This is a genomic window from Metallosphaera yellowstonensis MK1, from assembly GCF_000243315.1.
Taxonomy (GTDB): domain Archaea; phylum Thermoproteota; class Thermoprotei_A; order Sulfolobales; family Sulfolobaceae; genus Metallosphaera; species Metallosphaera yellowstonensis.
In genome coordinates, this window is sequence record NZ_JH597770.1 from 140644 (window position 1) to 167311 (window position 26668).

A 26668-nucleotide genomic window follows, 5' to 3' on the forward strand; every position below is an offset into this window, starting at 1 on the left:
GTTTTTAAGCCTTTCTTACATTCCAGGTCACGTCAACTTTAACGTTCCTAGTGAGGGTGTCCTTCAATGGGCACCTCCTCATGGAGAGCTGCATTACATCATGTATCCTCTCGTCGTTAGAGAATACGGTCAAATCATACCTTACCTCAAGTATTCCGGGGGGTATGTTGGGATCCCCTTGAAATCCCTTTGGATCCAGAGTTCCTTCTATGTAACCCTCGACTCCCTTGAGGTCTATCTTCATCTCCTTCGAGATGTAATAGATTGTCAGGATCATACAGGAGAGCGCTGATGCTAGCAACATCTCCTCAGGGGTAGGAAGGTCCGAACCCAAGAGACCTATTCTGTACTCCATCCCCTTAACTTCAGTGACTACCTCGTCTTGATTCAACCTCCCCTCAACAGTGAAAGTTATCATGGGCTCACCTTCAGTTTATGACTCCTACGTCTCTTAAGATGGCAGCCTCAATGGCATACCTTATGTGAAGTCTAGTCCTCTCCTCCCCAGTGAATGGAAAACCCCTCTCCCTCTCGAGGTCGTCTATCTGCTTGGTGATGACCACGCTTATGTTGGTCTCAATTGAAGGTCTATTTACCTTGAAGATCGTGTATATGTCCATGAGGAACTTGTACATCTCCTCGTCCATGTTTAGGAGATATTGTCCAACTGCAGGAATGAGTTGACCGTTGAAGTCCACCATCTTAGCCTTGAAGTAAGGCCTCCAGGTGAGCATATTTGACTTCACGAATTCCCACGATGGAGGAAATCCCGTGAATTCATCCGGTGTAGGGACGTTAACTACCTTGTAATCGTCCCCCTCCAATTCCACGATGGCTTCTACTTCAAGTTCTAAATTGCCTACCTTCTCTATCAACTTACCACACACTTATTTGATTAATGCCCCCGTAAAGGTTTTTTCCTATTACCTAAAAATAGTAAACGGTGAAAAAATGCAGGCAGTAGTGGAAGATCCTTGTCTGGAGGAGTGCTTCAAGCCTAAGTCGGAGTGGAGGTACACAGATATCAGTGAATGCATATCTCAGTGCAAGACCGTTAAGATAACGAAGCCCTGACTAGATCACTTCTCGTACTTCTGGCTTATTCACGATCTCCAAGAAAGCTTTTTTCAGATCGTCCGCAGTGAACCCGAAGATTGTCGGTTTCTTCTCCTCAAAGACCCTATCGATCTCCTTGGGTATATCCTCTGGACTCAGGTTGGTCAGTCTCTCCTCCAACAGCTCTATGAAACCTTTAGGGGACATCACGAAGAAGTCCCCAGAAATCGAGACCTCGGCCAGCTTTCCTCCCAGGAATTTCGCTGTTATCCTCAGGAGCTTTCTGGCCTTATAGTCCACGTGACATATGGCCACAGATGAGGATATCTTGACGCATCTTTCCGTCCTTAGTTCAGGATGTCTCCTGTCCTTGTAGTAAATCCATTCTTCCTCCATCTTCTCCCTTGCTAGACGCTCCCACTCCTCTATCTCCTCAGAGGTTAGGGACGAGTCCTCAAATTTGATTCCCAGGTTTCGTTCAAAACTAGCCTTGAGTTTCTTATCTAACTCCTCCCTGGGGGGTACGTATCCTAACTCTCGCTCTAGAGACGTGAGCCACTCGGACATGTCCTTAGCCATCTTATCCCTGAACTTCTCGGTGGGAACCCTGATACACTTACTCATGAGATCTACATCCAGCTTCATCAGGATGTTTCCTGCTAACACTACAGCCTTCCCGTGGGTCATGGCCCCGTTGCCGCTTATTTTCTTCCCGTTCACCACTATGTCCTGATCCTTCAACTGAGCGTTGAGACCGTAATCTCTCAGTACCTCAACTACTGGACTGAGGTACTTTGCGTAAAGTGCCTTGGGGTCTGAGGGCGCTTCATCTTGATTGACCACAACGAAGTAATCGTGTTCTCCCCGTGTGATAACTACCGTTCCTCCACCCAGGTCCCTCCTCACCACAGGGATTCCTGCCTTTGAAGTATAGTCTAAATCTACTTCTAGCCAGACCTCCTGATGGACTCCCACGTTCACAAATGGTTCCTTAACAGAAAAAACCAGTAGTGTATTCCTTCCGCCCCTTGAGACATAATCGGCCACACTGACAAAAGATGTGACCATATGATAGCCGTCTTGAGGCGGAAGAGAGACGAACCTCCAGGACATCTCAGAGCCTCTTGCAGGAGATCTTCTCAGCCGCAATTAGCTCCTTTAGCTTCTGTACTGCCTGAGCTCCAGTATGAAGCTGTTTCAACTCCTCAGGATTGGAAACTTTCATCCTCACTAGCCAACCGTTACCGTATGGATCCCTGTTCACCAAGACGGGACTCTTCTCCACTTCTCCGTTGACGTCTATTATCTCCCCCGAAGCTGGTGCCGGCACCGGACCGGCCCACTTGCCGCTCTCCATGGTCGCCACAGGCTTCCCCTTCTCTACCTTCGTCCCCTTCTTCTTTATCCTAACCTTCACTACCTTGCCAGCCATGGTCTGGGCCAGATCCGTTATACCAACAACTATGGTGTCAGGACCCTCCTGTTTAGCCCACACCGTGTTTTTGCCCTCTATATAGTAGAGAAGGTTCTCGGGTATCTCACAATTCGACTCGACTACCATGTTATCACTTAACTCGATATTGAGAATAAACTATACTAAAAATCTTTCCTATAGATTAGATGAAATCAATGAATACTCTCAGGAAAGGATACGTCGTGGAATACGAGTGCGAGAGCGGAATAGTCAGAGCAGGGAAGAGAGAGTGGAAAATAGAGGAGGGTTCCTACCTTTACGTGGGCTCCTGTGAGAAGTCTTGTACAGGTAGATTGAGTAGACACCTTGCACCACAGGTTAAAAGGAAGAGGTGGCATGTCGACCACTTGAAAGAATTATGCACTCCAGTCTCTGCCCTAGTGCTTCCCTTAACTGAGCAAGAACTCGTGGGAAAGCTACCTACAGAGAGGGCTTTAAGCAAATTCGGATCATCTGACTATCCTGATCACGCTGGTCACCTCTTTCAAATGGGACTAGTTGAGGCTCTATCTCACCTCTTGGCATAAACCTATGTCCTGGACGTAAAAGATCTCTTTTCCAATCAAGCTGAAGGTCATTACCCTAAGTTTCATACCAGCGTCTAGGGCCTTCCAGAATGTCCTAGAGAACTTGGGATCTGTTACCTCGTTGGGTAAGAAACATTTCGCGTCAGGTCGCATGACTAAAACCATGAGTAGTGCCCTAAACCCTTCCCTCATCACCTCTATCAATTCCCTGAGATGTTTCTCCCCTCTGGTAGTCGGTGCGTCAGGGAAGAGGGCTACTCCATCTCTGACTAGGGAACAGCCCTTGACCTCCACGTAGATATCCTTAACCCTGAAGTCTATTCTACTCTTACCTATCCTGACCTCTGCCTCTACGTTGTCAGGTAGAAAAGTCCTGGCGATTGGGTTATGAAATCTACTGTCCACAACCACCCATAATCCGTTCCAAGCGGCCAAAACTGAGCAATCAGTCTTCTTCCCCACGGATTCCCTGACAAGGATCCTGTTGCCTGGATAGATCAATTCCTTCAACCGTCCGGGATCGTGGAGGTGACAAGGCCTACCCCCCTCGGTCAACACCACGAACCTATTGGGTCTTCCAGCTACTCTCTCCTCCCACACCTCTCCCTCTATCTTTAGTACAGGTCTCACACAGGACTTCTGCGAAACTGGGTCTTAAGTTAGCTGAAGGACACTTGATGTCCGGCTACCAAGAGATAATAATTTAGAGTGTTAATATTATATCCCCGTGAAATAACTACTCGTAAAGAGAACTTCAAGATGATGATTTTGCCGAGTCATGAACGATGAAGAGAAGATTAGGCTGATCGTGAAGCTAGATGCTTTAAGAAGGCCTTCATCCACTCCTTAGCCTTAAGGTAGTCCTGCACGAAGATGTTTTCGTTGAAGGAATGTATGTTAGAGCCAGGGTGCTCCACCCCCACTCCGTCGGCGATCTGGTTATTCCCAAGAATTCTGGCGAAGGATTCCATAGGCCCCGTCCCGTAACTGTTTGGAAGTACCTCAGGATCCATGCCGTATACCTCCCTGGCAGAGGCGATGAGGCCCTGGGCCACTTCACTTTTGATGGATGTCCTGTAAGGTCTTACCTTTCCCCAAACCTTGATTTCGACCCCCTTTCCTTCAAGGAACCTCTGCAAGGAACTCAGCACCCTCTCTGGATCCTGGTCCGGCACTAACCTGAAGTCCAGTTTCGCGAAGGCTATCGATGGGATTATCGTCTTAGACCCTTCACCTATATAGCCTGAGTAGAGACCAGCGATGTTGCACGTTGGCTCCTCAACCAACCTCCTCTGAAAGTCAGGTGTTAGGTTCTGCCCAAGGGCCCTCTCCATGGATTTTAGATCGCCCTTGAGGTATTTGACATCTTCTTCGCTTAACCATCGTACATCATCGTAGAAGCCAGGTATCCTTATCTTCCCATCCTCACTTTTGAGTGAGTTGAGTGTCCTGACCAACTCCCACGCTGGATTCCTAGCTACTGGAGCGTACATGGAGTGTAGATCCTTCTCAGTCTTCAGCAAGAGTTCCACGTATAGGAGTCCCTTCACTCCGAGCACAATCTCTGGAGCGCCAGACGATCCTCTCCCAGCACCTTCCCAGAGAACATAGTCGGCCTTGAGCAAGTCCTTGTGTCTCTGGAGAAAAGCGTCCATATTTGGACTTCCGATCTCTTCCTCCCCCTCATAGATGAACTTCACATTCAGTGGCGGCTTTCCCATCTCCACGACTGCCTGAAGTCTAGCCATGAGGGATCCCTTATCGTCACCGACGCCACGACCGAAAATCCTACCGTCCCTTTCCACCGGGTTAAAAGGATCGGTGTTCCACTTCTCTAAGGGCTCGGCCGGTTGCACATCATAATGGTTGTAGACCAGGAGCGTACGTTTAGCCCTCACATCTATTTCACCGTAGACATAGGGATTCGTGGATGCATCCTTGATCAGCTGAGCCTGAATACCGTGAGCCTCCATGTAATCCTTTATGAACTTGGCCCCCTCCTCTCCTCGGCCATGCGCTGAAGTAGTGTCGATCTTCACGAACTCCATTAAATCCTGAAGCTGGGTCACGGGTTTTTTATTTTCAGACCCTCCTTAAAATATACCCATGATAAAATACGCCGAATACGTGAGGCATTCCATGACGGAACCCATACTGATGATCTATGTTTATAAGAAAGTCGAGGACGGTAAGGTGGTATCTGCCTTTAGAATAAACGTCTATAGAAACATGGCTGTGGCCGTCTACGAGGACGACAAGCTGCAAGGAGGGGAGGTTCTGGATGTGTTTCCCGGAACTTTAGATCACATAGTGAGGACCGTAAACCGTTACTACCAGAAGGAGACTGACGACTTAATAATATATGGGGAAAAGACCCTCGTGGACTCACTCTTGGACAGGCTGGAAGACTAGAGTGCCATCCTCCCAAACCTAGACCTCAGGAAATATCCAAGGACTAGGAAGAACACCCCGAAACCCAATATCACTGGAACTACACCTCTCCAAGGGGTAAACTGCTCGAGGTAAAGGGAGATCAACACTGTCATGAGGAAGAAGACCAGGAGGGGCAACATCACAATAAGCCATATGAATCTGTCCCACCTATCCTGCATGAAAGATTTAGTGACTTAGACGTTTAAAAAGTTTGTTAACTATTTTCTTCCAAAACTTTCTTTATCTCTAAGTACAACTCCTTGTCCTTAAGCTCTAGAGTCCTCAGTGAGGGTGGTCTCAAGCCCTTGGTCTTTACTCCCCTCACTACGGACCTCAGCCAAGTGTCGTACACCCTTCCTCCCCCTTTATAGTAAAATTCCTTGAGTCTCTCCACAGTTTCCTCCTCTGTGAGTCCCTTCACGTTGAGCAAATACCTTGAAGCTACGTAAAGTATGAACCTCTTCCTCCCATCCTTAAGCCCCTTCTCCAGGACCTTGTCTATCCACTCCATGGAGGAAGTTCTGGGCCTAGGAGGGAAGATCCCTTCTACCTCAAAGAGAAACTCCCCTTTTTCATTAAATACTCTGGAGATCCCATCGATGTATTCAACCTTGCCTGCTGGTGTCTCGTCTGGATAATGGAGAGTGATCTCGAATTTCTTATTTTGCGACGGCACCTCTCTTCCCCTCAAGCAGCCTACTTCTCACCGCACAGAAGGAACAGATCTCCCTATCCATGTTGGTGGGCATGCCACAGACTTTACACTTCCCTAGGTTGAACTTAGGTAGGTCCTCGAAGAAGGGTCTCACCCTGTCCTCAAAGTTCTCCACAAGCCTGAACATGAAGCCCGGTATCTGATCCTCTGTCTCCTCAAGTATCCTTCTCAACTTATCCCCGGTTGGTCCTCCTACCCTCAGGTTATGGGGGCAGGAGTCCATGATGAACGGGATTCCCTTAGTGAGGGCATAAGTAGTTATTTCCCTCTCATAAGAGAGGAATAAAGGCTTAATCTTCTTCAGATAGCCGTTTTCAGCAGGGGATACTGCCCTCAATCTAGCCAAGTTAGAGACGTCTCCTGAATGGTAACCGCTCATGACGAACTGAGCCACATCGTTGAGATTGTGCCCAGTTGCGAGTGTATCCGCTCCCACCTCCTTGCCTGCCCTTTCCATAACGTACCTCTTGACCAATCCACACGTACTACAGACTGGTCTCCTCACCTTCACCTTGGCCTCGTCTATTGTGAAGCCGTATTCCTCTTGAAGCTTGACCACCCTATACTTGACGCCCAAAGCTTCAAAGTTCTTGATTGCGAACTCCGTGCTTAAAGAAGAGTATCTAGTACCGACGTCTATTCCTAGGTCGATGTTTATTCCTATAACTTCGAAGCCGTGGGTTGAAGAGAGCTTATGAAGGACGTGGAGCAGCGTAGTGCTATCCTTACCTCCGGAAACAGCTACAGCTACCACTCTGGAACCCTCAAGCATCCTGTACTTCTTTACGGTACGCTCCACCCTCTGTTCGAACCACTCCCAAAAGTGTATTGAACATAGAAGGAGGTTTGCATATGATATCCTTATTATAGCCTTGTTGCCACACTTGGTACACTGCACTTAGAAAAATATATATCTGAAATATAAAAAGGTGCCTAGAATGGAAGTTCTGGTTGAGGTCCATCCAAAGCAGAAGATGGAAAAGGTAGAGAAGATGATAGAGATCATAAGCCCCTTTGACGGGTACGATATACCAGACGCGGCCTTAGGAGAGCCTTCCGTGTTACCCTCTGCCTTGGGAGTCAAAATAAGGGAGAGGTTGGGAGAGAGCAAGAGGATAATAGTGAACCAGAGGCTCGCGGATGTTAACGAATTGTTTGTGAGGTCTTTGGCCATAACGGCTAAACTGTTCAGCTTTGACGTAGCCTTCACTAAGGGTGATAAGCCCAGGTTCGGGAAAGAGGTGACTCATCTGACGTCGGAGAAGGCCGTTGAAATCGCAAAGGGGTACGGAGTTAGGTCCGGAGCTATGGTGAGTCTAAGGAAAACGAAGGAAGAAATATTCAGGAGACTCGATACGCAGGCTGATTTCTTCCTAGCCCTACATTTCAATAGTTTGAGTTCACTAGAAGGCCTAGAGAAGGAAAGGATAATCCCCTACATCATAGTTAAAACTGACAAGAACACAGAATTGATTAAGGGGATCTCACAACCCTCCTTTGAAGAGCGAGAAGTGCCCCTATTAATCCAGGACTTAGATGTAATAGGAGTTAGATCTGTCCTATTATCTGCACCGGCTGATCTAGATTTCTTCAGAAAAATAGCGAAAATTCTTTGAAATCGTGAGAGCTACACTGACCTCCTCCCCGTCTCACGGTAGACCTTCACGTTCCCTACCGGGACTGCGAGGACGTAGTTAACTAAGACGTGGCGAAGTACCTCGACGTCGTGGAATCCGGCGTCGAGGACCAGAGCTTGACCCCCAGGGAGAGGACCTGTTCCACGAGCTAATTCACGACCTCAACCTCCCTCGCCTTCCTCAGCATCTCTTGGACCATAACCTTCCCCGCGTAGTTCCTCACGGTCTGGGACAAGACCAGAGCCTTAGCCACCTCCCTCGCCTTCCTTCCCCGAAAGTTCAGGTAAGACTCTATCTTGCCTGCAGTTCGCCGAAGTTCTCGGTGGGGTATCGATCGTATTGCACCCTTCATTTTGCTCATGAGCAATATGCGACTCCCTCGCCTTAACTCTCCCCTCTACTCACAATTTAAATCTCAGATCAAATATTTTTAGAAGAATGATTTTGGGTCTACTGTCAGGGCGGGAAGGAGCTCAGATACTCCCTAACTATCCTTCAACACATGCGACATTCTCGTTGCGTAATCAATAAGGATTGAGACTGTAACGCTTCTACGTAACTACTCGTTATTTTTAATCACTTCTAAATATCGTTTTGACAAGTTGTGTTTATATAGTATCACCGAAGTAGTTTTTATTGATGATCTCCCTAACTGATGACGGGCACTGCTCACGAGGTTTGGGGAGTGATAAAAGTGTGGATGGGAGGGTAGCGGTGTTTCCCTCGACTAGCCCCAATGAGTTAAGGGTGACCCTGTATGATCCCTTAAGAGGGGTGCCCGTGGCGGAATTAGAAGTAATTAAAAGTAAGGAAAAGTTACGCCACGGGTAAACACGTATCCCTTTGGCCCGTCAGTCCAAGTATTAAAGCGGGAGATAGGAGCCAAACTTCCATAAGTTCTGAGGGGAGAAGTTCTGCGGAAATACTTAATAGGTTTTTCTATAGAGTAATAGTCTATGCCATGGAAATGTAGTGGATGTGGAACGGAAAACCCAGACGATGCTATATATTGTACCACATGCGGACTTAAGAAACCAGAGGAATCTCAGCCCTCACAACAGACCGAGTCAGTCCCTCAAGTCCAGGGAGAACCGTTGACAACCCAACAAGAACAGCAGCCACAAACGGCATCTCCAGAAACTCCACCCGTAGAGCAGTCTGTTCCAACGCCTCAAGCGGAACAAATGCCTGCACAACCTACGCAAGCCGAGGCCACACCAGTTCAGCAACCTCAAACTACACAGGTTCAGCAACCTCAACCGGTGGGGAAATATTACATCCAGTTCATAGCGACTCCCGTATCATCGCTTAATAAGACCAAGGTGCCCTTGGACTTCGAGGTGTTTGAGACGATATCCCTAGGTAGGAGTCCAGAGAACGTCCTTATGATCCCCGATAACGAGATATCGAGGAGACATGCTCTCCTTTATCGGGAGGGGGACAATCTATATATAGAGGATCTAAATAGCACAAACGGAACTTACGTTTATGACGGGAAGGTATTTCAGGCAGTCAAGGGAAAGATGCTCCTGCCCAAGAACGCAGTGGTCAAGCTAGGCAACAGTACCATAATCAAGATTGTGAGAGAATGAGTCCATGGCCCCAAGAGAGGAGAGAGGCCCTCCTCGATGTGGTGGCAAAGGCGAGGGATAAATTCTCCTCGATGAGGCCGCTCTTGAGGCTGGGAGAGAGGAAGAGAGTAGTAGTTGTAGGGGATACTCACGGTGCGATTAACGTCACCAAGTACGTCCTTGAGAAGTATTGGGAGTATGACTCAATAGTATTCTTAGGTGACTACGTGGATAGGGAGCCGTACGGTCTAGAGAATCTAGAGCTCATACTTCCCAAGTTCTTGGAGAACCCAGAGAAGATAATCGTACTTAGAGGTAATCATGAAAGCCCTATGACCAATGAATACTATGGTTTTAAGAGCGAGGTGAGGGAGAAAATGGGAGCGGAATACTATGAAGAATTCGCCTCAATGTTCTCGGTGATGCCTTACGTAGCCATTGTAAATGGATATTTCTGCGTTCACGGGGGAATAGCTAGGGGACTGGAGTCAGTAGACCAAGTAGAGGGATTAAAGAAGCCAGATTTGCTCCCAGAGGACCAGATTGCCATGGAACTCCTCTGGAACGATCCCAGAGAGGAACTGGACGGATTCATCCCTAACGTACGAGGCGAAGGAACCTTCTTCTACGGGAAGGACGTTACGTTGAGGTTCCTTGAGCAAAACTCTCTCAAGGGAATAATAAGGGGACACGAGGTTGCAGATGGCTTTAGGTTCGAGATGGATAATAGGGTTATAACAGTGTTCTCCAGTAGATATCACAAGATGAGAGCTGGAATCCTAAGGATCGAGGATGAGAACTTAACTCAAGAGTATTTGGATGAAAGGTTCCTCTATGAAGGTGATGGACTATGACCCTTTCAATGAAGATCGAGACTAGCCATAGGTACTCGTTCGGAAACGAGGTCAAGATGGTTTTCAAGGTATTATTGGTCCCTGAGAAGATTACTACCGCAACTGGCTTCCACTACATAGTCCTCCTGGACACCAGCGGATCTATGGAAGGTTTAAAACTCGAGAATGCCAAGAAGGGGGCTGTAGAACTCCTGAAACGAATACCCCCTGGAAATAAGGTCAGCTTCGTCACTTTCTCCACCAGGGTTAACATTGTGAGACAGTTCGTAGATCCGGTGGACCTAACCCAGGAGATAGAAAACCTGTCCGCAGGAGGACAGACGGCCTTCTTCACTGCACTCCTTACAGCGTTCAATCTTCACAATAAACACGGGCTTCCCAGCTACGTTATTCTCCTCACTGACGGTAACCCCACGGACGATACTAATCCTGAGACGTATAAGAGGCTCCAGATACCGGGCAACCTGCAGGTGGTCTCGTTTGGAATCGGGGAGGACTATAACGAGTCTATACTGAAAGCACTCTCGGACAAGTCCAGCGGTGTGTTCTACCACGTGAATGATGCCATGGAGATCCCAGAGAAACTACCCAAGGCTGCAAAAACTAAGATAGCTGCTAAGAACGTAAGTGTGGACATAGTGTCAGAATCCAACGTAAGGTTGTTGAATTATGCAGGGCCTCCAGTCAAGATAAACGCAGTAGAGGGGGTCATTAAGATTTTAGGCGAGACGCTCCTACCCCCAAACTTCAGGGGAAACTTTATGACAGTTAAGGTAAATTACGAGGAACCCATTGACGGCAGACCACAGGCACTAATGAACGTAGTCGCTGTCAATCCAGCCCCCGATCAGTCCACATTCATTTCGGGTGTGAATAAGGACGTGCTGCTCGAGTACGAATACTTCAACAACCTACAGAAAATCTCTTCAGAGGTTGAGGCAGGGAACCTCGTGGAAGCCACGAGGACTTTGAAGAGGATGGAAGAGATAGCTGGTCAGACGAGGAGGATAGAACTCATGGAGACGACTAGGCGGTTATCTGATAGCCTGGAGACCACGAAGAGAGCTGGAGGTACTACAGAGCAAACGAGGAAGTTATCCAAAGAGGTCTCTAGCGAGGTCACTAGAAAACTTAGGGGAGAAGGCTAAGGAAAGGTAATCGATGTCTATCAGCCTTGACTTGACCTTCTTTCCTGGTGGAACGTAATTTAGAGTTACTGGTAATTTTTCAGCTTTAATGCCCCATTCCCTTAAGAAGTTAATAACTTGTGTTTGTAGCTCTCCCTCGTCATTAGCTAGTACCGGTACGTCTCTCACTATCAGTGTGACCGAGGGATTTATGTAACCTGCCTGGAAGATTAAGTCTGCGGATAACCATTCCCTTATATTCTTGGCCCTAAGGCTTACAGATAACGAGTTCGTTCCCCCCAAAGAGCTCAGTCTCCCATCGCCCTTGACTTCAACCTTAACCTTATATCCTGGCTGGGGCCTCCTTCCGGGAAGCTTAGACTCCCTGAGGATTATTAGTTCTCTTATTATCCTTCCCCCTTCATCCAGGGAATAGATGGAAGGTCTCTCTTCATCAAGAGAAGGCAGGAAGGAAGTGGAAGTCATGAGATATCTGACTTCAGGAGTGAGCAGGGAATCAACGTTTACCCCAAATAACTTCATGTGAGAATAATTTACGCGGAAGTTAATCTCTATTCGTCTAAATTGTACTTAAATCTGTCCTATCTATAATTTTACTTTCTCTCATGTTTAAACATTGCCTTATATATCTGAGGAAATCCATAATGACTTTTAGAAAAGTATTTAATTAAGTGAGGCCTAAAAAGGGGATTTTAAAAGAAAAGACGGTATTTTATCAAACAGTTTAAAGTGGAGATTTATATAAATAGAGAAATATACTGAATATAACAAGATTCATTGTTGAATATCTCTTCAAGCGAATTTATTAACCTCGACGCTCTCTACAGCCCATGTTCGACAAACTCAGCAATGAACTCAGGAGAGCATTGTCTGATGCAAATTACGTGAGACCCACCAAGGTACAGGAGATTACGATCCCAATCCTCATTCAGGGGAGAAGTGTGATCGTACAGGCTAAGACTGGATCTGGTAAAACTGCATCCTATCTCCTTCCGGTGTTAGAGAGGGGTGAGGACACGATAATCGTCACTCCTACCAGAGAGCTGGCGGAGCAGGTAGCCTTTGAGGCCAGGAGACTTGGTAAATACAAAGGGACGAGTGTAGGTGTCATAATTGGAGGAGTGGGATATGAAAGGCAGGAGAGGGAAGCATTGGCCAAGATAGTCGTGGCTACTCCAGGTAGAACCCTGGATCTGTGGGGTAGAGGCACACTTGATCTGTCGAGGTTCACCACTGCTGTGGTAGATGAGGTCGATAGGATGCTAGACATGGGATTCATAGATGACGTACGGATGATACTTTCAAAGACCTCTGCCAGAACGTTCGGTTTCTTTTCAGCTACGGTACCTGAGGAGGTGAGAAGGTTAGCTAGAGAGTTTGCCCCCTACGCTGAGTTCCTTAAGTTGGATGAGTATAAACCTGTTGAGATAGAACACCTCTTCTATCAAGTTAGGGACAACTGGAGAGAAAAGGTATCGATGCTGTCGAAACACACTGACGGAAAGACTATAATTTTCGCCAACACTAAAGCTAGGGCGGAGGCATTGTACGAGTCCTTAGATGGGAGGATGAGAGCGTCTCTCCTGCACGGCGACATGTCACAGGGAGCTAGACAAAGAAGTCTCCTCAGGTTCAGGAGAGGCTACACAGACGTGTTAGTCTCTACCGACCTAGCGTCTCGCGGGATAGACGTAATAGATGTGGACACAGTGATAAACTTTGATATGCCCAAGGATGTGGAGACCTATATACACAGGGTAGGAAGGACGGGAAGGATGGGAAGGAAGGGGAAGGCGATCTCCTACTACACTGGAAGGGATAAGGAAATCGTAGATAAGATCAGGGTCATGGTGAAGTCCGTACAACTAAACAGTAGCTAATTTTTATCTTAAAAAAAAAAATCTAAAATAATGTTTATTGATTTGAAGATCTGAAAATCATGTGTACTTAATTCTCCAAACACTCGCGAGAAAAGTTTTACATGATTATTGCTAGATCGATTATAAAATTTATAAGTGGCATCATACATATAAATTTCTGATACACATGAACGGAAAGTTCTACATAGCCATGGGAATAGCGTTCCTGATAGATATAATCATTTACTCGATTTTCCCCTACTTCAACACTGCAACGCCATCCATAGGAGGACTGACCTTATTCTACAGCTATCAAATAATCCTACTCTTGGTCTCAACTATCCTGTTTGCAGCTGTGGTGCTAGTCGTAAGGGAGAACGGTAGCAAGAGGTGAAGCAAGGTTGGCCCTAGGTAATATAGATACCGTTTCTGTAGCAGTATTCGTAGTTCTCTTCGCTATTTTCGCTTTCTTGGGCTTCTGGGCCTCCAGGTGGAGGAAAGGTGACTTATCCAAGATAGACGAGTGGGGACTTGGGGGTAGGAGACTGGGATGGTTACTGGTGTGGTTCCTAATGGGTGCTGACCTGTTCACCGCTTACACATTCATTGCTGTACCCTCAGGAATGCTGGCAAACGGCGCCTTCTATTTCTTCGCTGTACCGTATGTGGCGTGGGGCTTCGCTATTGCCCTACTGACAATGCCTAGGCTATGGACAGTCTCCAAGAATAAAGGTTATGTTACAGCCTCGGATTTCGTCAAGGACAGATTTAACAGTAAATCCCTCGCAATCGCTGTCGCATTAACTGGAGTTGTTGCTGAGCTCCCATATATAGCCCTGCAGATCATAGGTATGCAGGCAGTATTGGCAGTGCTTCTGGTGGGGCTAACTGGAGTAGCTTCGAAGACCGTTCTAGACGTGGCCCTTGTACTTGCGTTCATAGTACTCGCTCTATTTACGTTTACCAGCGGACTCAGGGGAGCTGCACTTACTGGGGTAATGAAGGATATACTGATTTGGATTACAGTACTCACGGTTATAGTCTACGTACCTTTAGCCTACGGGGGATTCGCCGCTGCCTTCAATAACGCGCTACATAACTCTGTGACAGTCAACTACGCCATAAATCACGTTAAGAAACCGATTCCCTATTCGTTCTTACCACCTACGCTAATTCCGGCATACTTTAGTACGGCCTTGGGAAGTGCACTGGCGCTCTACCTCTACCCGCACGCTATTAACGGATCTCTCAGCTCTGAGGATAAGAACAAACTTAAGCTCGGTACTTCCATCCTTCCAGTCTACGGAGTGGGTTTAGCGTTATTAGCACTATTCGGAATCTTGATATATGCAGTCCCTTCCGCCCTAGCCCTCGTAGTTAAGTTGGCCAATGGAGCTGTCACCGTACCAGCTCTCGTAGCTTTCACCATGCCCGATTGGTTTGTAGGTTTGGCCTTCTTGGCCATATTCATAGGAGGTCTGGTTCCAGCGGCAATAATGGCAATAGGAGTGGCTAACCTATTAGTGAGAAACGTTATAAAGGAGTTTAAGAAGGACTTAGATCCCAGGACTGAGTCTACATTAGCTAAGATCATCTCCACAATTTTCAAATTCGTGGCTCTAGGTTTCGTCTTTGTTGTGCCCGCAACTTACGCGATCCAACTCCAGTTACTTGGAGGCATACTTATTTCTCAGACTCTGCCGCCGGTGTTCTTAGGCCTTTATACCAAGAGGCTCAACGGTTACGCTACGTTTGCAGGCTGGGGGGCTGGAATACTGTCCGCGATCGCATTGATAGTGGAGGCCAACGCCAAGTTCGGTGTGATTAAGACCTCCCTCTTCTCAACTCCCTTAGGTCCCATATACATTGCCATAATAGCACTGGCGATAAACTTAGCTGTATCTGTTGTTGGCTCGGCGATAGCTTCCATGGCAGGTTGGAGGCCCGAAACTAAGATAAAAGAAGAAGAGATTACAAAAGAAATGTAAATTTTTCTTACTTATGTTTTCTAACTTATATCAAGTTAATTTCAGAATTTGAAATTTCGACACTACGTTTTTCCTTCCAAAGCTAAACGGTAGAGCAGAGGGCTGAATCCTTTTTCACGTTGATAGAAATCTTTTTATATTTGTTTATAACAAACTTTTGTTGATGAATAATGACCCCCCACACCGATGTGGGCTATGCCCAAAAGGGTGGGAGTGATTGCAGAGATGTGAGCCCCGTGCCGTTGGGCTCGAAGGAGTCCCGTGACCCACCTACCTTAAGTGGGTGGTTGAGGGCTAAGTCCCTGCACTCGATCATGATTGAACATAAAATGATTGAAATGAAAGTGTAGGGACAAACGGAAATTCACAGATCCGTTGCGAATTCATTTTGTTTAATAAGTATTAAACGAGAGATCTAAAACTTTAGGCTGAGCGTCGATAGGGGGTTCATGGAATTAGACTGTAACTCTTTTACGTAACTACTCGTTATTTTCAATTTTATAAATATCGTTTTGATGTGGGTTATGTTCATGTAGTATTACCCAAGAGCTTTCTTTTAATGATCTCCCGACCGATGACGTGCACTGCCCACGAGGATGGGAGTGATAAAAGTGGATGGGAGGGTATTGAAGTTTCCCTCGACTAGCCCCAATGACTTGAGGGTGACCGTGTATGATCCCTTAAGAGGGGTGCCCATGGCGGAATTAAAAGTAATTAAAGAAGGTAAGTTACGCCACGGGTAAACACTAGCCTGGAGCTGAATATTATAATTCACAATGGAGCCCTGAATCGTCCGGGCAGAGTCTCAACACGGAGCTGAGAATTTTCTTAGTTTTTATTTGATGAAACCAATGAAAGAGGTATTAATTACTCCTGACAAATATCTCCTTGTGGAGTTAAGGACTGAAATCCCTGAAGACTTGTTAATACCCCCTCTGCCAGAACTCAGTTACATATGTGATGGTAGATTGACAGAATCCAGATGTTCTGGAATCTCGATCTTCAGGGATCAGGACTTCATCACAGCGACTGCCTCAGATATGGTCATGAACATGAGTGTTGCAGGTCTTGTAAGGACTAAACTGAGAGGGAGGAAAAGGGAGAGATGGAACAGCTATCTGGCCAAGTATAAGATAGAGATAGAGCCAAGGGAATTCACGTCTATTCTCAAGACTGGTTCTCTATTAACAATTTACGTCGATGGAATAGATTTGGACGAGATCTCGGGTAACGTTGTTGTGAAGGAGTTCAGAGTAACTGGAGTGGGCAATAGTAATGGAGTAGTGGAGAGGTTATCAGAGTTGGAACCTAGGTTAATTGTTGTGGAAACTAGAGGAAATCTCTGGTTTCTGGTCACGGCTTACAAACCTGTGCACATAGACGTTCACCTTAGGAAGGCAATCGAGAAGACTCTACACGTAGTACGCATGGAGTGTGATGAACTCCTAAGGATAGGAAACGGTAGGATATGCTACCTAAGGAATTGAACAGCTTCGTCAAACAGTGTACCTTTTATGAAAAATGTTTATATGCTCATGAAAGTTGTAAACAATATGGCACGATCCAAGAGAGGAAAACAACAAAAAGAGAGTAAAATGATCTATATTCCGTTTGTAGCGCTACTCTTGGTTATTGTTTTATTTATAGGACTTAGCTTCCATCAAACTGCCTCAGCCTCGACCGATGCCTTCACTCATTTCGTAAAGGTGTCTTCCAACGACTACGCTCCTCCAGGAAAAGTGGATGTTTACTTCGTAAGTTGGTATGGTTGTCCTTATGGGGCTACCTTATCATGGCCCCTCTACCTTGCCTTAGATCACTATGGTCAGGTTCAGGTTATTCCCCACTACTCACTAAGTGAAGAAGAACTAGGCGGAGCCGTACCAGGGCTACTATTTCAAGGGTTCGAACCCAACTCATCAGTTGATTTTCACTTTCTTTACATTTATAATCAATATCTTAACGCGACTCCAGACGGGAAGCCTCTAAACGGAGAGGCGGTACAGATCGGCCTACAGGAGATTCAGAATGATCTTCCACCTTGGGTAAGTCAATACGTTGAACAATATCAACTTAACCTCACTCGTGTACCGGCACCCAACGGCACGGTCACGCCAATAGCCTACGCATCGCCGATTCCGCACATTGTAACCACATTGATAATTACAGGACCTGGAGGGACGTGGTTGATGCTCGGTTATCCTAGCAACCTAGAACCACAACAGATAATTGACACTAACTCCACTACACTACTAAGTCAAATACAGAGCGGCAACGTTCCTGCTCCCATACAGAGTGCAGCTAGCACTATAGAGTCTATCATTTCGCAGGCTGAAGGATCTTAGTGAACTCTCCGTCCTTTATAACCTTATATCCCTTCGTCCAAGACAGGAAATCTAATCTCTCCAGGAGAGGAGACTTCTGGTCGGTGAGTATGACCAAATTCTCGGCCCTAGGTGCATAGTTGTCCACTAACTCATTGATGACTTCATAGTTGTAAATCACTGGAGTTACTTCCACATCGTGAAACCTTGCCTGTCTCAGCATCTCCGCAAATTCTTCATTGAAGTTCCAGGCCTCCATCACAGAGACGTTCCCCACAATTCTCCTTTTCGGAAAGATGAAGAGTGGTAAGAGGACAGTTTCATACTCTGAGGGGGACTTAACTAGCTTTCCAGAAGCAATCTTAGATATAACGTCAAACAACCTCTGCATGTACATCCTACTCAGCTCCACGTCGTAGTCCCTATCCTTGTCGTACTTATCGTGAAAAGACTTGTTGAGCCATAAGAACGATTCGATGATCTCCCCCCTCCTCTCACTTACAATATCCAAGAGATTAACGTTCTTGGCTTTGGACAGGACTGATTGGGAGTTCACTGCCTGCCCTACCAGAGCAGGTGTGAGGATCAGGACCTTCTTGTTCACAACGTACTCTTCCACTCCTCCCAGTTTAAACAGATCTTGATCCAGAGAGGCCAGGGGGTTCGCCCCTATACCTACCTTCATTCCACCTTCTTGAGATACAATTGAATAAAACGTGAACCTGAAGTGTTCTATCTCCTCTGCTGTAGGATACCACAGCCTATAAGTCTCCATCCCCCTGAATTTGACCTCATTGACCTCCTCAAGTATTCTATTGAAGGCTTCAAACACGTCCTTAAAATCATCGTCTAATCTCCCGAGGGGAACAAACATTGGTTCCCCGAGCCTGGGTATTAAGTACCTGAACCCGTATAACCTTGCAACCTCAGGAACTCCAGAGTCAATTAATGTCTTGATAGCTCTCTTCATCATAGGATTTAGATGATCTATGTGGAGGACATTCTTCTCCTCCCTCTTCCTGAAGAACGACATGATCCAACCTAACGTTTTTAGTTATAAAAATCTATCATGCCCCAATGAGTTCTGACGAGATTTACCTAGCTCTTCTCGAGATATTCATCTTAGTTACAGCCGCACAATCGATTAAAATAGTCATGGGTAAGGCTAGGATACCCTCACTATTCGGGGAACTCCTGACTGGATTGATCCTAGGGCCCTACGCATTAGGAACCATAATCAATTCTATCACTGGTCTTCAGATCTTCACCTTCAATAACTACCTCACACTTTTCTCAGAATTTGCAGTCGTTCTCCTCATATTTGCGGCGGGACTGGAGCACGGATTCAAATCGCTCCGTTCCTCCGGTGTCTCAGCGTTCCTCTCAGCAAGCATGGGAGCAGCCCTACCCTTCTTGGGAGTATACCTCTATTCCTCCAGGTACTTTCCCTTTAACACTGCATTACTTATGGGTGCAGCAAGCGCTGCCACCAGCCTCGCTGCGGTGGCTTCCCTCATAGAGGGAGGCAAGTTGGAGACCGAACGTTACATAAAAATCCTCTTATCAGCTGCCGCAATAGATGACGTAGTGGCGTTCATCATTCTCTCGGTATCTCTTTCCTTGATCTCAGATAACCAGCTAAGTGTATTGGGGGTATTCAGAACCAGCCTCCTTGTACTCCTGTCGTGGTTAATCATCTTGTTCTTCTCCGTATTAATAATCCCTAGAATAATATCCTTAGTCTCCGATTCTCTAGTAATAGATGTTTCCCTGTTGGTACTTTTCGTGCTCGTGACCGTAATGATATCCCTAGGCTTCTCCCCAGTAATCGCTGCCTTCATAGCTGGTGTGAGTATCTCAGAGAGCAGGAAGGCAGAGAGAATAAGGGGTATGGTGAGGACCCTACTAGGAGTGTTCGGCTCAATCTTCTTCATCACAATAGGAGCAGAGACTGACGTATTTACTTTCGTTTCTCCTGTAGTTCTACTTCAAGGAATTATAATTACGCTGATAGCAATAACCATGAAATTCTTGGGGGTCATTCCGTTTAACTATCTCTATACGAAGGATGTAAGGAGATCAATAGCGGCGTCCTTGGGAATGATCCCCAGAGGTGAGATGGGACTGGTCATATCCTCCATAGCCTTCTCGAGCGGTATATTTTCACAAACTGAGTTGTCAGAGGTTGTCCTAATGTCCCTCCTGACCACGGTAGTTGGAGGAACACTCTTCGATAGAATGAATAAAAAGATATTAATTTCAAAAAATTAGTTTTATTCTGGTGGGATCTCCTTAAATACCATGGAAATGTCTATTCCCTTCTTGGAGTTTCTATACTTTGAAATAATGTAGACCAGTACACCTACCAGTATCACTCCTATTACGAACGTGAGCGTTATAGGATTAGGAGTCCCGTTAGACGTCATGAAACCAAAGAGTGGGTTCGCTGCTGCCTCGTAAGTGAGAAAAGCGAAATAGCCTGCTGATATAATGCCTGCAACCAGTAGAGAAGTCACTCTGTTCCTCAGGCCGTACATTGCTCCAGCTACGCTGGCAACTAGGAAGTAAAGGGAGCCTAATATGGTAGCACCGTAGAGGGATAGGGCAGCACTCAATGAGAAGACTGGCACCAGTAGAAAGAGGAGAGTAATGGTCAGGTCTAGCACGTGAGCATAAACCGGAGATCCGTATCTGTTGACCTCCGCGAACTTCTCTGGGAGTACCCTATCAAATGAAAGGGCAAAAACGTACCTGGAGAAGACTATCACTCCGTAGGCCAGCACGAAGAAGTTCCAGGTGATACTGCCAAGCCCTATCAGCCATTGTAGTATAGGGTTGCCTGAAACGGCCATGGCGACGGTCCAGAAGTTATAGATGAAAGTGGGATAGGCGTTGAAATTAAGTTGGTACCCTGCCACTAAATCCATCTCCAGGAAACCGCCAGTCACTAATATTCCTGTAAGGAGGACTGCAAGAAGTAGGTTCAACTTGGCAACCCTATCAGTTTGTCTGAACTCGGCCGAGACCGCTGGACCTGCCTGCATCCACGGATATGTATAGAGAGCGAAGAGCGGAAGTAAGAGTAAGGTAGATAGCAGACTGAAGTTGGGAGGTAGGGGTGAGGTAGAGCTACGATAAACGTTGATCAGGCTGGAATTTATGGAGGTCAGGAATGGACTTATTGATGTTCCGAAGTGAGGAGCCGTTGCCCCTATCACTATTATAGCCAAAATCAGTGTAGCCATGGAGAAAATACCTAATCCACTCACTATTGAGTACCCCCATCTTGCCCTAAAGATGTTGAGTAATATCACGATCACGAAGAAACCAGCCGCGATCCCGTAAAATAGAGCCTTCTGTTCCAAGGTTAGCCCACCAGCGTAAGGATTTACGAAGAGATTATTGGAAAGTTCTACCAGCGAAGGTGAGTTGTCAACAGTTCCGATGGTGTAGAGAACGGCGTTTATGCTGGAAGCAGAGAAGAAAGCTATGAGGGCAAAGTAGGCCACGGATTCCAGCATGAGGGCTATGGCCATAGTTGACCCGATCCCACCGTTCAGACTCCTGCTTATCCAGACGTAATCTCCACCTGTTCTCGATATCTTCCTTGTCATGAAGGTATAAACGAAGAGCTGAGGGAACGCAAAAGCCAGTCCTATCAGTGAGGCTATCCAGAGGACTCCGCCTGGATAGTTGTTGATATATGGTGATATTGATTCGAATAAAGTTACCCCTACTGACATATTACCAATATTTAACATGACTGCGTCTAGGAGGTTCACTTGCTTTAGTAGTCCTGAACTTTCCCTTATGAAGATATTCCTCTTACTACTCACAATATAGCTGAGAGTTAAAGGTTTAAAACATTTACTAGCCCATGTAAGAAAGTACCATCTTAAAACTATGGAAATTTACTTGGCCAAGTAAAGTCAGCCTGATGATTGCTAAAGGAGAGGGCGAGATAAAGCAACAACGCCCCTGCCAGGATCGCAGTTCCGTTAATCACCGGATTGTCATATGAGAAATGAGCTAAGGCAAATCTCCTCCATCTCCCTCCCCTCTTCACGTAAATTCCCCTCTCCGTGAAGATGTCTAGGAGCATATGGGAGGGTCCAGAGAGGACTCCTAGGAGGAGGATGGGTAGAACGTGAAAGAAGTAGAAGAGTGGTAGGGAAGGGAGCAGTCCCCATATTACGGACCGGGGCAGGGTGTGAGTTGTGGGGGTTCTCCTGACGAAACCTCCTCTCACTTCGTGACCAAGCCTGTCTATGAGAGTATTGGAGAGTGAGGATATCACTGAGGAAAGCAGTAGAGAAACGTAGAACCCCAAGTAAGGAGTTGAGAGTAAAGTGAGAAAACCAGTAGTGAAGATGTAGTGGGTGAGTAACTTCATCGAGATAGAATACACCTCCCTCTTTTAAGCATGTTATCCTCAACACTTTTGATCAGGTGTGAGATCAAGTCTGGAAAGGTTTTTTACCTTAGAAGTTTCTAAACGATTATGACCTTCTGGCTAGTACCAATTCAAGAGGACATGTGGGATAATATCCAGTATGATGGCGTTTACGGTTACAAAAGTAATCTAAGCAAGTATATCAAACAGGGGGATGATCTCATCTTTTACGTAAGTAAATATTATGCCACGAGATATGGTGGAAAAATCGTTGGCATCGGTAAGGTGGTCTCGGAGTGGTACTATGACGATACACCGTTGTACCCTGAGGAGAAGGTGAGGAACAGGGCTTTATTCCCTCACAGGGTTAAAGTTGAAGTCTGGATAACTGGGGCGTGTGACGTTAAGTCCCTCATAGGTAAGGTCAAATTTGTGGAGGACGTAGTCCAACTCCCGAAATATCTCAGAAACGCCCCAGCCAATTTGGGGAGACCTATCCCAGACTTTGACGCCAAGATCATTGAGGAGTGCTTAAGACAAACCATGTATGATTAGTCGAGAGACGATCAGAAGTCGAAGTTTCCTGGGTTTGTAGTGCTTAACTCTTTACTGGATAGATCTCTCGCAACCAGGTTAGGTATCAACACATTCCACTGGGACGTCAAGAATATAGTGGAGTTCTCCTCTCCAGCGACACGTAATCTGACATGGTAACAAAAACTTAACAAATAAATGACAAGAATAATAAAGCAATAAAGCTTAATTGTTAACTTCTTTTTGAACCTATCAAAAGACACTCTTCTACTTCTTTCAAAAGCTCCTGAGGATCCACACCGATTAAACGGGAAGATGGAAGCTTCAGATTCGCTAAATCCCTCTCAGCCTCCACGACTTCTTCTTCTTCACCAAAGAAGTCCCCTGTCACTTCCACCCTTTTTATCTCATTTTCTATGTAAACTCTCAATATCACAGTCTTCCCAGCCCTCGATCTAAATATTCTCTCACAAATCATTTACCTCACGTAGGTCCACTTATCGTTAGTATATTTATATTCGAACCGTTTCGCTAGATCTATCTCCAAGTCGCTGAGTTCCCCATCTTTCAGCGAGAACACCGAGGAGAAACCTTTAAGCAACGCCTCTAAGACCTCATCTCTCGTGACCTCTCTGCCCAAAATTAGGGAGATCGTGGAGACCCTGGAGGTTGGGGACCCCCTGGCCAACTCTTTAGGCTTGGGAACCTTAATCACAGACATGAGCGAAAGGTCTGTGGAAAACATGAAAGTGCCGTGCACTATAACCCCGTTTCCGCTCTGGGCTCCAGCCATTCCCACAACCTTCTTCCCCTCCACTACTACGTCGTTTATTGGCGTAAATTCTCCCCTGAGTCCGAACTCCCCTATCGCCCTCACTAGAGCTTTTCCTGCTAACTCATATGCCTTCATCATGTCCGCATTTCTCAGCGCAATGGTCCAGGTTATCTCTCCTCTCTCGTCGTGAAGTGCCGGACCTCCCCCAGTGAACCTCCGAATTAGAGGTAACTTTAGTTCCCTTAATTTCTCGGTATTCACCCAATCATTGACAGCCAAAAATCTGCCTAAGCTTAACGTGGTGGGAGAGAAGTTCCAGAGCCTTAATGTCTCTTCACTTATTCCTCTGGAGACGAGTACTAGCATCACCTCATCCAAGGCCATCTGTCTAGAACCAGGAGAACCTTCCTCAATTATCAACCTCAATTTTGAATCCCTCCAAGTACTTTTCGGGAAGACTACAACACGCATCATACATAGGTAATCTAAATTCCCTTTGAACCTTGTGATGAGGATTAGCTATTCTGTCTACAAGATTCCTCTCAATCACTGCCCTATCCAGCTTTTCCTTAAGGTGGTAGGGTCGCATACATCCTAAACTTACCTTCCCAGCCATCAGTTTTGAGCCTAAAGTTATATCCTCCAGAACTTCATCGAAGTTTACAGAGAGCTTGAACGAAGGGGTACCAGGAGTCGGCACCAACACGAGGAAGTTCAGGAGATAAGGTTTTAAGGATGACGCAAGAGTTATGGCTTCTTTGAGGTCCTCTTTTGAGTCCCCAGGCATACCTGTAATTATGTGAGGGACGATATATTCTGGTCCCTCCTCAATCAGGTACTCTAGAACTCTGATGTAGTCCTCTCTCTCAGCCCTAACGCCCTTGGCGGAGAACGCAGCCTTCGTATAGGCAAACTCGTAGTCCACCATGTCCACAGCATCTCTCATGAGGGTTATTGTGTACCTATCCAGAAGGCCTGGATGGACGTTGAATATGACTCCCAGCTCCCTTTTCAGAGCTTTCATCACACTGAGGTATCTCGCCAAGGGAAGTCTTCCTTGAGCGTCGAAACCACCACTGACCAGGAATCCTCTGGCTCCGTCCCTGTACATCCTCCTGACAGCCTTCTCAAACGACTCTGGAGTCATGGCCTCAGTCATGGAGGCTATGTACTTTGACCCGCAATAGAAACAGTTCAGAGAGCAGTGACCTCCAGTTATACTGAGGGTTGCGAATAATTGCCTGGTGGTAAACCCCTTAATCACTTCTCCTCACCAGTGCGGGCACATTGTAAGGCTCCTTTAAGGGATCTTCGTTATAGAAAGGTCTGTCACAGGAAGGACAACCTGAAGTAAAATAGGCCTCCTCTTTACCTTCCCTTCCATGGGATAGCCTAAACCTGATGTCCTGGATCTCTCTGTACTCCTTGAGTGAGGGTCTAGGCCAATGCTCCATAGGGGTTCCCTTAACTGGCGTGAAGGCGAAGAGGGCCACTTCTGCTCCCCAGGAATAGATTTGCTTCATTAACTCGACGAACTCCTCCCTCTTCTCCCCCATACCATAAACTAGGTGAACGTAAACCCTCCTTTTCCCAAAGATTTGAATGGCCTCCTTTATGAACCTCACGTACTCCTGAAAGCTGAAGGGTTTTGAAACTTTTTCCCAATTACTTTCAGTGGTATCCAATCCTACGCCTAGGTAATCCACACCGATCTTTCTAAACTGGTTCAAATACTCAACGTCTATAGGTACAACGGTCAGAGATTTCCCTTTGACGTTGACGATCCTCAATATCTGTAGTGCCTCCTCTTCGAAGCGATCCTTAACGACTGTCTGCAGGCAAAACCTGTAAAACGGAGTCAACTTGTCCTTTATTTCCTCCAGATTCACAGGGAACCACTTCACCCTCGATAAATACCTTTTGTCTGCACTATTCCATAGAGACTGAGAGCAGAACTTGCAAAAGCTCTTACAACCCCCCAACATTAGGGCGTAGGCTGTCCTTGAGTAAATGGAACCCTTAGTTATCGCATAATACGTTCCAGACGATAATAGGACCTCCACAATGGAATATGCCAGAAGGTGATTTTAAATTTCCCTCACTAATATCTTATTAGAAATGTTTAAACTTAAACTAGGGCTTGCTTAAAAAGTCCAGCATGACTGTAAACGAGGAAATATGAGAGTACTAGTCTTAGGGGGAGGATTCGCTGGACTATCATCGTTAGCTGAGAACAGGGAAGCGATAGTCCTGGACTCCAAAGAGTATTTCCTCCTAACTCACAGATTGGCTGACGTAATAGAGACGGGAAATCCTTCTATCGCTGCCGTGCCTTACTCAAGCAAGGTATTGAGGACAAAGGTGCTAAAGGTAAACTTCAAGGAGAAGGTTGTGGTCACTGATAAGGGGAGTCTTAGTTATGATAAACTGATTATATCCATGGGGTACGAACAGGATCTGAGGTTCGGCAAATCTGTACAAAAATTGGAGACTCTCGAGGATGCCATCTCCATCAGGGCTAAGCTTACTAAGGCTAAGAGAGTCGCGATTTTAGGAGGAGGGACTTTAGGTGTAGAACTAGCTGGAGTGATTCAGGAGATGGGGAAGAAGGTTACTTTGGTGGAGTATCAGAACAGACTTCTATCCTTCATGAGTAAGGAATCTTCCGATTTCGCGTTCTCAAAATTAAGGGGAATGGGAGTTGAGGTAATGTTAGGAACTAAGGTTGAGGGAGTTGAGGAGGGGAAGGTCATAACCAATAGGGGGGAAATAGATGCCGACCTAATCATAGCTGCGGCAGGCTTCAGAGGTCCCAAGATCATAGAAGAATGGGGACTAACAAACAAGAACTGGAGGATGTTAGTTGACGATTATTTGAGGTCGATCGATTTTGATGACGTCTATGGTGCAGGCGATTGCATGACGACTAAGAGTTTCGTCCCAATGTCTGCCCAGGTAGCCGTGCAATCTGGAAGGACAGCTATGCTCAACGCGATGGGCAGGGAGGAGAAGTTCCAGTATAGACAAATGGCTGTGATCCTAAGGGTCGGGAGGGAATATTTTGGTGATTTCATGGGGAAGTTCGTTAAGGGATCCTTGGCGGAACTGGCCAAGAGATACGGAATCTATAGGGCTATCAAATTGGTGGAATCCGTTTAATCCCAGTGACTAGATAGGAGTCCCCTTCAATTATAATCTTATATTCGACATTGAAATTAATCAAGAGTGGTATGATATCTCTTTCTATTATCGTTCGGTCATCTGTCCTTATTTTTAGTTCCTCCCCATATCCCAATTTGCGTAGGGCGGAGTGAAGGGTGAGTTGTGGGACTGCGCAACAGAGACCGGTAAGATCGAGCTCCATCCAGAGATCTTCTCCT

General features: G+C 46.3%; 37 protein-coding genes. 18 read left to right on the forward strand and 19 right to left on the reverse strand.

Features of this window, described 5'->3' with window-relative positions:
* Nucleotides 1-4 precede the first annotated feature (4 nt).
* On the reverse strand, nt 5-418 hold the full coding sequence (locus METMK1DRAFT_RS11405) for an OsmC family protein (RefSeq protein ID WP_009074294.1): 414 nt from the start codon (nt 416-418) through the stop codon (nt 5-7).
* A 10-nt stretch (nt 419-428) separates the two neighbouring features.
* Nucleotides 429-875 carry a hypothetical protein gene (locus METMK1DRAFT_RS11410; protein ID WP_009074296.1) on the reverse strand — a complete coding sequence of 149 codons (447 nt, stop codon included), beginning with the start codon at nt 873-875 and terminating at the stop codon, nt 429-431.
* A gap of 76 nt (nt 876-951) precedes the next feature.
* Here METMK1DRAFT_RS11410 and METMK1DRAFT_RS19575 point away from each other — a divergent pair, with 76 nt between their 5' ends.
* A complete protein-coding gene (locus METMK1DRAFT_RS19575) occupies nt 952-1074 on the forward strand; it encodes a hypothetical protein (protein ID WP_281034119.1) in 123 nt (40 codons plus the stop codon).
* On the opposite strand, the gene METMK1DRAFT_RS11415 is transcribed toward METMK1DRAFT_RS19575, so the two are convergent.
* Both METMK1DRAFT_RS11415 and gcvH read right to left on the reverse strand, forming a co-directional pair.
* Nucleotides 1075-2169, reverse strand: coding sequence for a lipoate--protein ligase family protein (locus METMK1DRAFT_RS11415; RefSeq protein ID WP_009074298.1), 1095 nt, complete (start codon nt 2167-2169; stop codon nt 1075-1077).
* A gap of 1 nt (nt 2170) precedes the next feature.
* Nucleotides 2171-2617, reverse strand: coding sequence for a glycine cleavage system protein H (gene gcvH / locus METMK1DRAFT_RS11420; protein WP_009074300.1), 447 nt, complete (start codon nt 2615-2617; stop codon nt 2171-2173).
* Nucleotides 2618-2685: 68 nt separating this feature from the next.
* Between gcvH and METMK1DRAFT_RS11425 the strand changes: the two genes are divergently transcribed.
* A complete protein-coding gene (locus tag METMK1DRAFT_RS11425; protein ID WP_048087982.1) occupies nt 2686-3057 on the forward strand; it encodes a DUF123 domain-containing protein in 372 nt (123 codons plus the stop codon).
* Here METMK1DRAFT_RS11425 and sfsA read toward each other — a convergent pair.
* Nucleotides 3037-3687, reverse strand: a complete 651-nt coding sequence (sfsA, locus tag METMK1DRAFT_RS11430) for a DNA/RNA nuclease SfsA (protein ID WP_009074304.1) — start codon at nt 3685-3687, stop codon at nt 3037-3039. The two genes, METMK1DRAFT_RS11425 and sfsA, sit on opposite strands and share 21 nt — an antisense overlap.
* A 167-nt stretch (nt 3688-3854) precedes the next feature.
* On the reverse strand, nt 3855-5126 hold the full coding sequence (locus tag METMK1DRAFT_RS11435; RefSeq protein ID WP_155812435.1) for a M20/M25/M40 family metallo-hydrolase: 1272 nt from the start codon (nt 5124-5126) through the stop codon (nt 3855-3857).
* Nucleotides 5127-5163: 37 nt separating this feature from the next.
* On the opposite strand from METMK1DRAFT_RS11435, the gene METMK1DRAFT_RS11440 reads away from it, so the two are divergent.
* Nucleotides 5164-5469 carry a hypothetical protein gene (locus METMK1DRAFT_RS11440; protein ID WP_009074308.1) on the forward strand — a complete coding sequence of 102 codons (306 nt, stop codon included), beginning with the start codon at nt 5164-5166 and terminating at the stop codon, nt 5467-5469.
* Here METMK1DRAFT_RS11440 and METMK1DRAFT_RS11445 read toward each other — a convergent pair.
* From METMK1DRAFT_RS11445 to METMK1DRAFT_RS11455, 3 genes are read right to left on the reverse strand one after another with little or no spacing between them, the layout of a single operon-like run.
* The gene (locus METMK1DRAFT_RS11445) at nt 5466-5669 is read right to left on the reverse strand and encodes a hypothetical protein (protein ID WP_009074310.1); all 204 of its coding nucleotides are present in this window, start codon (nt 5667-5669) and stop codon (nt 5466-5468) included. The two genes, METMK1DRAFT_RS11440 and METMK1DRAFT_RS11445, sit on opposite strands and share 4 nt — an antisense overlap.
* Before the next feature lie 35 nt (nt 5670-5704).
* Nucleotides 5705-6166, reverse strand: a complete 462-nt coding sequence (gene priX, locus METMK1DRAFT_RS11450; RefSeq protein WP_048088081.1) for a DNA primase noncatalytic subunit PriX — start codon at nt 6164-6166, stop codon at nt 5705-5707.
* Nucleotides 6150-7103, reverse strand: coding sequence for a PP-loop family protein (locus METMK1DRAFT_RS11455; protein WP_009074314.1), 954 nt, complete (start codon nt 7101-7103; stop codon nt 6150-6152). Before METMK1DRAFT_RS11455 ends, priX begins: the two co-directional genes overlap by 17 nt.
* A gap of 40 nt (nt 7104-7143) precedes the next feature.
* Here METMK1DRAFT_RS11455 and METMK1DRAFT_RS11460 point away from each other — a divergent pair, with 40 nt between their 5' ends.
* Nucleotides 7144-7821, forward strand: a complete 678-nt coding sequence (locus tag METMK1DRAFT_RS11460) for a hypothetical protein (RefSeq protein ID WP_009074316.1) — start codon at nt 7144-7146, stop codon at nt 7819-7821.
* Nucleotides 7822-7990: 169 nt separating this feature from the next.
* Here METMK1DRAFT_RS11460 and METMK1DRAFT_RS11465 read toward each other — a convergent pair whose 3' ends face one another.
* On the reverse strand, nt 7991-8203 hold the full coding sequence (locus METMK1DRAFT_RS11465; protein ID WP_009074318.1) for a hypothetical protein: 213 nt from the start codon (nt 8201-8203) through the stop codon (nt 7991-7993).
* Nucleotides 8204-8481: 278 nt separating this feature from the next.
* Here METMK1DRAFT_RS11465 and METMK1DRAFT_RS11470 point away from each other — a divergent pair, with 278 nt between their 5' ends.
* From METMK1DRAFT_RS11470 to METMK1DRAFT_RS11485, 4 genes are all read left to right on the forward strand, one after another.
* Nucleotides 8482-8673 carry a hypothetical protein gene (locus METMK1DRAFT_RS11470; protein WP_009074319.1) on the forward strand — a complete coding sequence of 64 codons (192 nt, stop codon included), beginning with the start codon at nt 8482-8484 and terminating at the stop codon, nt 8671-8673.
* 125 nt (nt 8674-8798) lie between these two features.
* Nucleotides 8799-9434, forward strand: a complete 636-nt coding sequence (locus tag METMK1DRAFT_RS11475; protein ID WP_048087983.1) for an FHA domain-containing protein — start codon at nt 8799-8801, stop codon at nt 9432-9434.
* Complete coding sequence (locus METMK1DRAFT_RS11480; RefSeq protein WP_009074323.1) at nt 9431-10267, forward strand: metallophosphoesterase; 837 nt, start codon at nt 9431-9433, stop codon at nt 10265-10267. The genes METMK1DRAFT_RS11475 and METMK1DRAFT_RS11480 overlap by 4 nt, the downstream gene beginning before the upstream one ends.
* The gene (locus METMK1DRAFT_RS11485) at nt 10264-11415 is read left to right on the forward strand and encodes a VWA domain-containing protein (protein WP_009074325.1); all 1152 of its coding nucleotides are present in this window, start codon (nt 10264-10266) and stop codon (nt 11413-11415) included. The genes METMK1DRAFT_RS11480 and METMK1DRAFT_RS11485 overlap by 4 nt, the downstream gene beginning before the upstream one ends.
* Here the strand turns inward: METMK1DRAFT_RS11485 and METMK1DRAFT_RS11490 are convergent.
* Nucleotides 11362-11937 carry a hypothetical protein gene (locus METMK1DRAFT_RS11490; RefSeq protein ID WP_009074327.1) on the reverse strand — a complete coding sequence of 192 codons (576 nt, stop codon included), beginning with the start codon at nt 11935-11937 and terminating at the stop codon, nt 11362-11364. The genes METMK1DRAFT_RS11485 and METMK1DRAFT_RS11490 overlap by 54 nt on opposite strands.
* Before the next feature lie 308 nt (nt 11938-12245).
* Here METMK1DRAFT_RS11490 and METMK1DRAFT_RS11495 point away from each other — a divergent pair, with 308 nt between their 5' ends.
* The 7 genes from METMK1DRAFT_RS11495 (at nt 12246) to METMK1DRAFT_RS11520 (ending at nt 17607) form a co-directional block, all read left to right on the forward strand.
* Nucleotides 12246-13295 carry a DEAD/DEAH box helicase gene (locus tag METMK1DRAFT_RS11495; RefSeq protein ID WP_009074329.1) on the forward strand — a complete coding sequence of 350 codons (1050 nt, stop codon included), beginning with the start codon at nt 12246-12248 and terminating at the stop codon, nt 13293-13295.
* A 166-nt stretch (nt 13296-13461) separates the two neighbouring features.
* A complete protein-coding gene (locus METMK1DRAFT_RS11500) occupies nt 13462-13668 on the forward strand; it encodes a hypothetical protein (protein ID WP_009074331.1) in 207 nt (68 codons plus the stop codon).
* Between the two features lie 7 nt (nt 13669-13675).
* Nucleotides 13676-15262 carry a sodium:solute symporter family protein gene (locus tag METMK1DRAFT_RS11505; RefSeq protein WP_009074333.1) on the forward strand — a complete coding sequence of 529 codons (1587 nt, stop codon included), beginning with the start codon at nt 13676-13678 and terminating at the stop codon, nt 15260-15262.
* A 170-nt stretch (nt 15263-15432) separates the two neighbouring features.
* Entirely contained in the window at nt 15433-15612 is a 180-nt protein-coding gene (locus METMK1DRAFT_RS11510; protein ID WP_009074335.1) for a hypothetical protein, read from the forward strand.
* 261 nt (nt 15613-15873) lie between these two features.
* A complete protein-coding gene (locus METMK1DRAFT_RS19580) occupies nt 15874-16005 on the forward strand; it encodes a hypothetical protein (protein WP_281034129.1) in 132 nt (43 codons plus the stop codon).
* A 99-nt stretch (nt 16006-16104) separates the two neighbouring features.
* Entirely contained in the window at nt 16105-16749 is a 645-nt protein-coding gene (locus METMK1DRAFT_RS11515) for a hypothetical protein (RefSeq protein ID WP_245544637.1), read from the forward strand.
* Between the two features lie 48 nt (nt 16750-16797).
* Nucleotides 16798-17607: a DUF929 domain-containing protein gene (locus METMK1DRAFT_RS11520; protein WP_245544638.1), complete on the forward strand. Its 810-nt coding sequence runs from the start codon at nt 16798-16800 to the stop codon at nt 17605-17607.
* On the opposite strand, the gene METMK1DRAFT_RS11525 is transcribed toward METMK1DRAFT_RS11520, so the two are convergent.
* Nucleotides 17582-18619 carry a hypothetical protein gene (locus tag METMK1DRAFT_RS11525; protein WP_009074346.1) on the reverse strand — a complete coding sequence of 346 codons (1038 nt, stop codon included), beginning with the start codon at nt 18617-18619 and terminating at the stop codon, nt 17582-17584. The two genes, METMK1DRAFT_RS11520 and METMK1DRAFT_RS11525, sit on opposite strands and share 26 nt — an antisense overlap.
* Before the next feature lie 44 nt (nt 18620-18663).
* On the opposite strand from METMK1DRAFT_RS11525, the gene METMK1DRAFT_RS11530 reads away from it, so the two are divergent.
* On the forward strand, nt 18664-19857 hold the full coding sequence (locus METMK1DRAFT_RS11530; protein ID WP_009074347.1) for a cation:proton antiporter: 1194 nt from the start codon (nt 18664-18666) through the stop codon (nt 19855-19857).
* A 2-nt stretch (nt 19858-19859) separates the two neighbouring features.
* On the opposite strand, the gene METMK1DRAFT_RS11535 is transcribed toward METMK1DRAFT_RS11530, so the two are convergent.
* Both METMK1DRAFT_RS11535 and METMK1DRAFT_RS11540 read right to left on the reverse strand, forming a co-directional pair.
* Entirely contained in the window at nt 19860-21422 is a 1563-nt protein-coding gene (locus METMK1DRAFT_RS11535; protein WP_009074349.1) for an APC family permease, read from the reverse strand.
* Between the two features lie 65 nt (nt 21423-21487).
* Complete coding sequence (locus tag METMK1DRAFT_RS11540) at nt 21488-21979, reverse strand: DUF1286 domain-containing protein (RefSeq protein WP_009074351.1); 492 nt, start codon at nt 21977-21979, stop codon at nt 21488-21490.
* A 108-nt stretch (nt 21980-22087) separates the two neighbouring features.
* Between METMK1DRAFT_RS11540 and METMK1DRAFT_RS11545 the strand changes: the two genes are divergently transcribed.
* Complete coding sequence (locus tag METMK1DRAFT_RS11545; protein ID WP_009074353.1) at nt 22088-22534, forward strand: EVE domain-containing protein; 447 nt, start codon at nt 22088-22090, stop codon at nt 22532-22534.
* A 211-nt stretch (nt 22535-22745) separates the two neighbouring features.
* On the opposite strand, the gene METMK1DRAFT_RS11550 is transcribed toward METMK1DRAFT_RS11545, so the two are convergent.
* From METMK1DRAFT_RS11550 to METMK1DRAFT_RS11565, 4 genes are read right to left on the reverse strand one after another with little or no spacing between them, the layout of a single operon-like run.
* Complete coding sequence (locus METMK1DRAFT_RS11550; protein WP_009074355.1) at nt 22746-22991, reverse strand: hypothetical protein; 246 nt, start codon at nt 22989-22991, stop codon at nt 22746-22748.
* Complete coding sequence (locus tag METMK1DRAFT_RS11555; RefSeq protein WP_048087985.1) at nt 22992-23714, reverse strand: lipoate--protein ligase family protein; 723 nt, start codon at nt 23712-23714, stop codon at nt 22992-22994.
* Nucleotides 23698-24552 carry a LipS1 family lipoyl synthase gene (gene lipS1, locus METMK1DRAFT_RS11560; protein WP_009074359.1) on the reverse strand — a complete coding sequence of 285 codons (855 nt, stop codon included), beginning with the start codon at nt 24550-24552 and terminating at the stop codon, nt 23698-23700. Before lipS1 ends, METMK1DRAFT_RS11555 begins: the two co-directional genes overlap by 17 nt.
* Entirely contained in the window at nt 24545-25351 is an 807-nt protein-coding gene (locus METMK1DRAFT_RS11565) for a radical SAM protein (protein WP_009074361.1), read from the reverse strand. Before METMK1DRAFT_RS11565 ends, lipS1 begins: the two co-directional genes overlap by 8 nt.
* A 115-nt stretch (nt 25352-25466) precedes the next feature.
* Here METMK1DRAFT_RS11565 and METMK1DRAFT_RS11570 point away from each other — a divergent pair, with 115 nt between their 5' ends.
* Nucleotides 25467-26447, forward strand: coding sequence for an NAD(P)/FAD-dependent oxidoreductase (locus tag METMK1DRAFT_RS11570; protein ID WP_009074363.1), 981 nt, complete (start codon nt 25467-25469; stop codon nt 26445-26447).
* Here the strand turns inward: METMK1DRAFT_RS11570 and METMK1DRAFT_RS11575 are convergent.
* Nucleotides 26425-26652: a sulfurtransferase TusA family protein gene (locus tag METMK1DRAFT_RS11575; RefSeq protein WP_009074365.1), complete on the reverse strand. Its 228-nt coding sequence runs from the start codon at nt 26650-26652 to the stop codon at nt 26425-26427. The genes METMK1DRAFT_RS11570 and METMK1DRAFT_RS11575 overlap by 23 nt on opposite strands.
* Between the last annotated feature and the right edge of the window lie 16 nt (nt 26653-26668).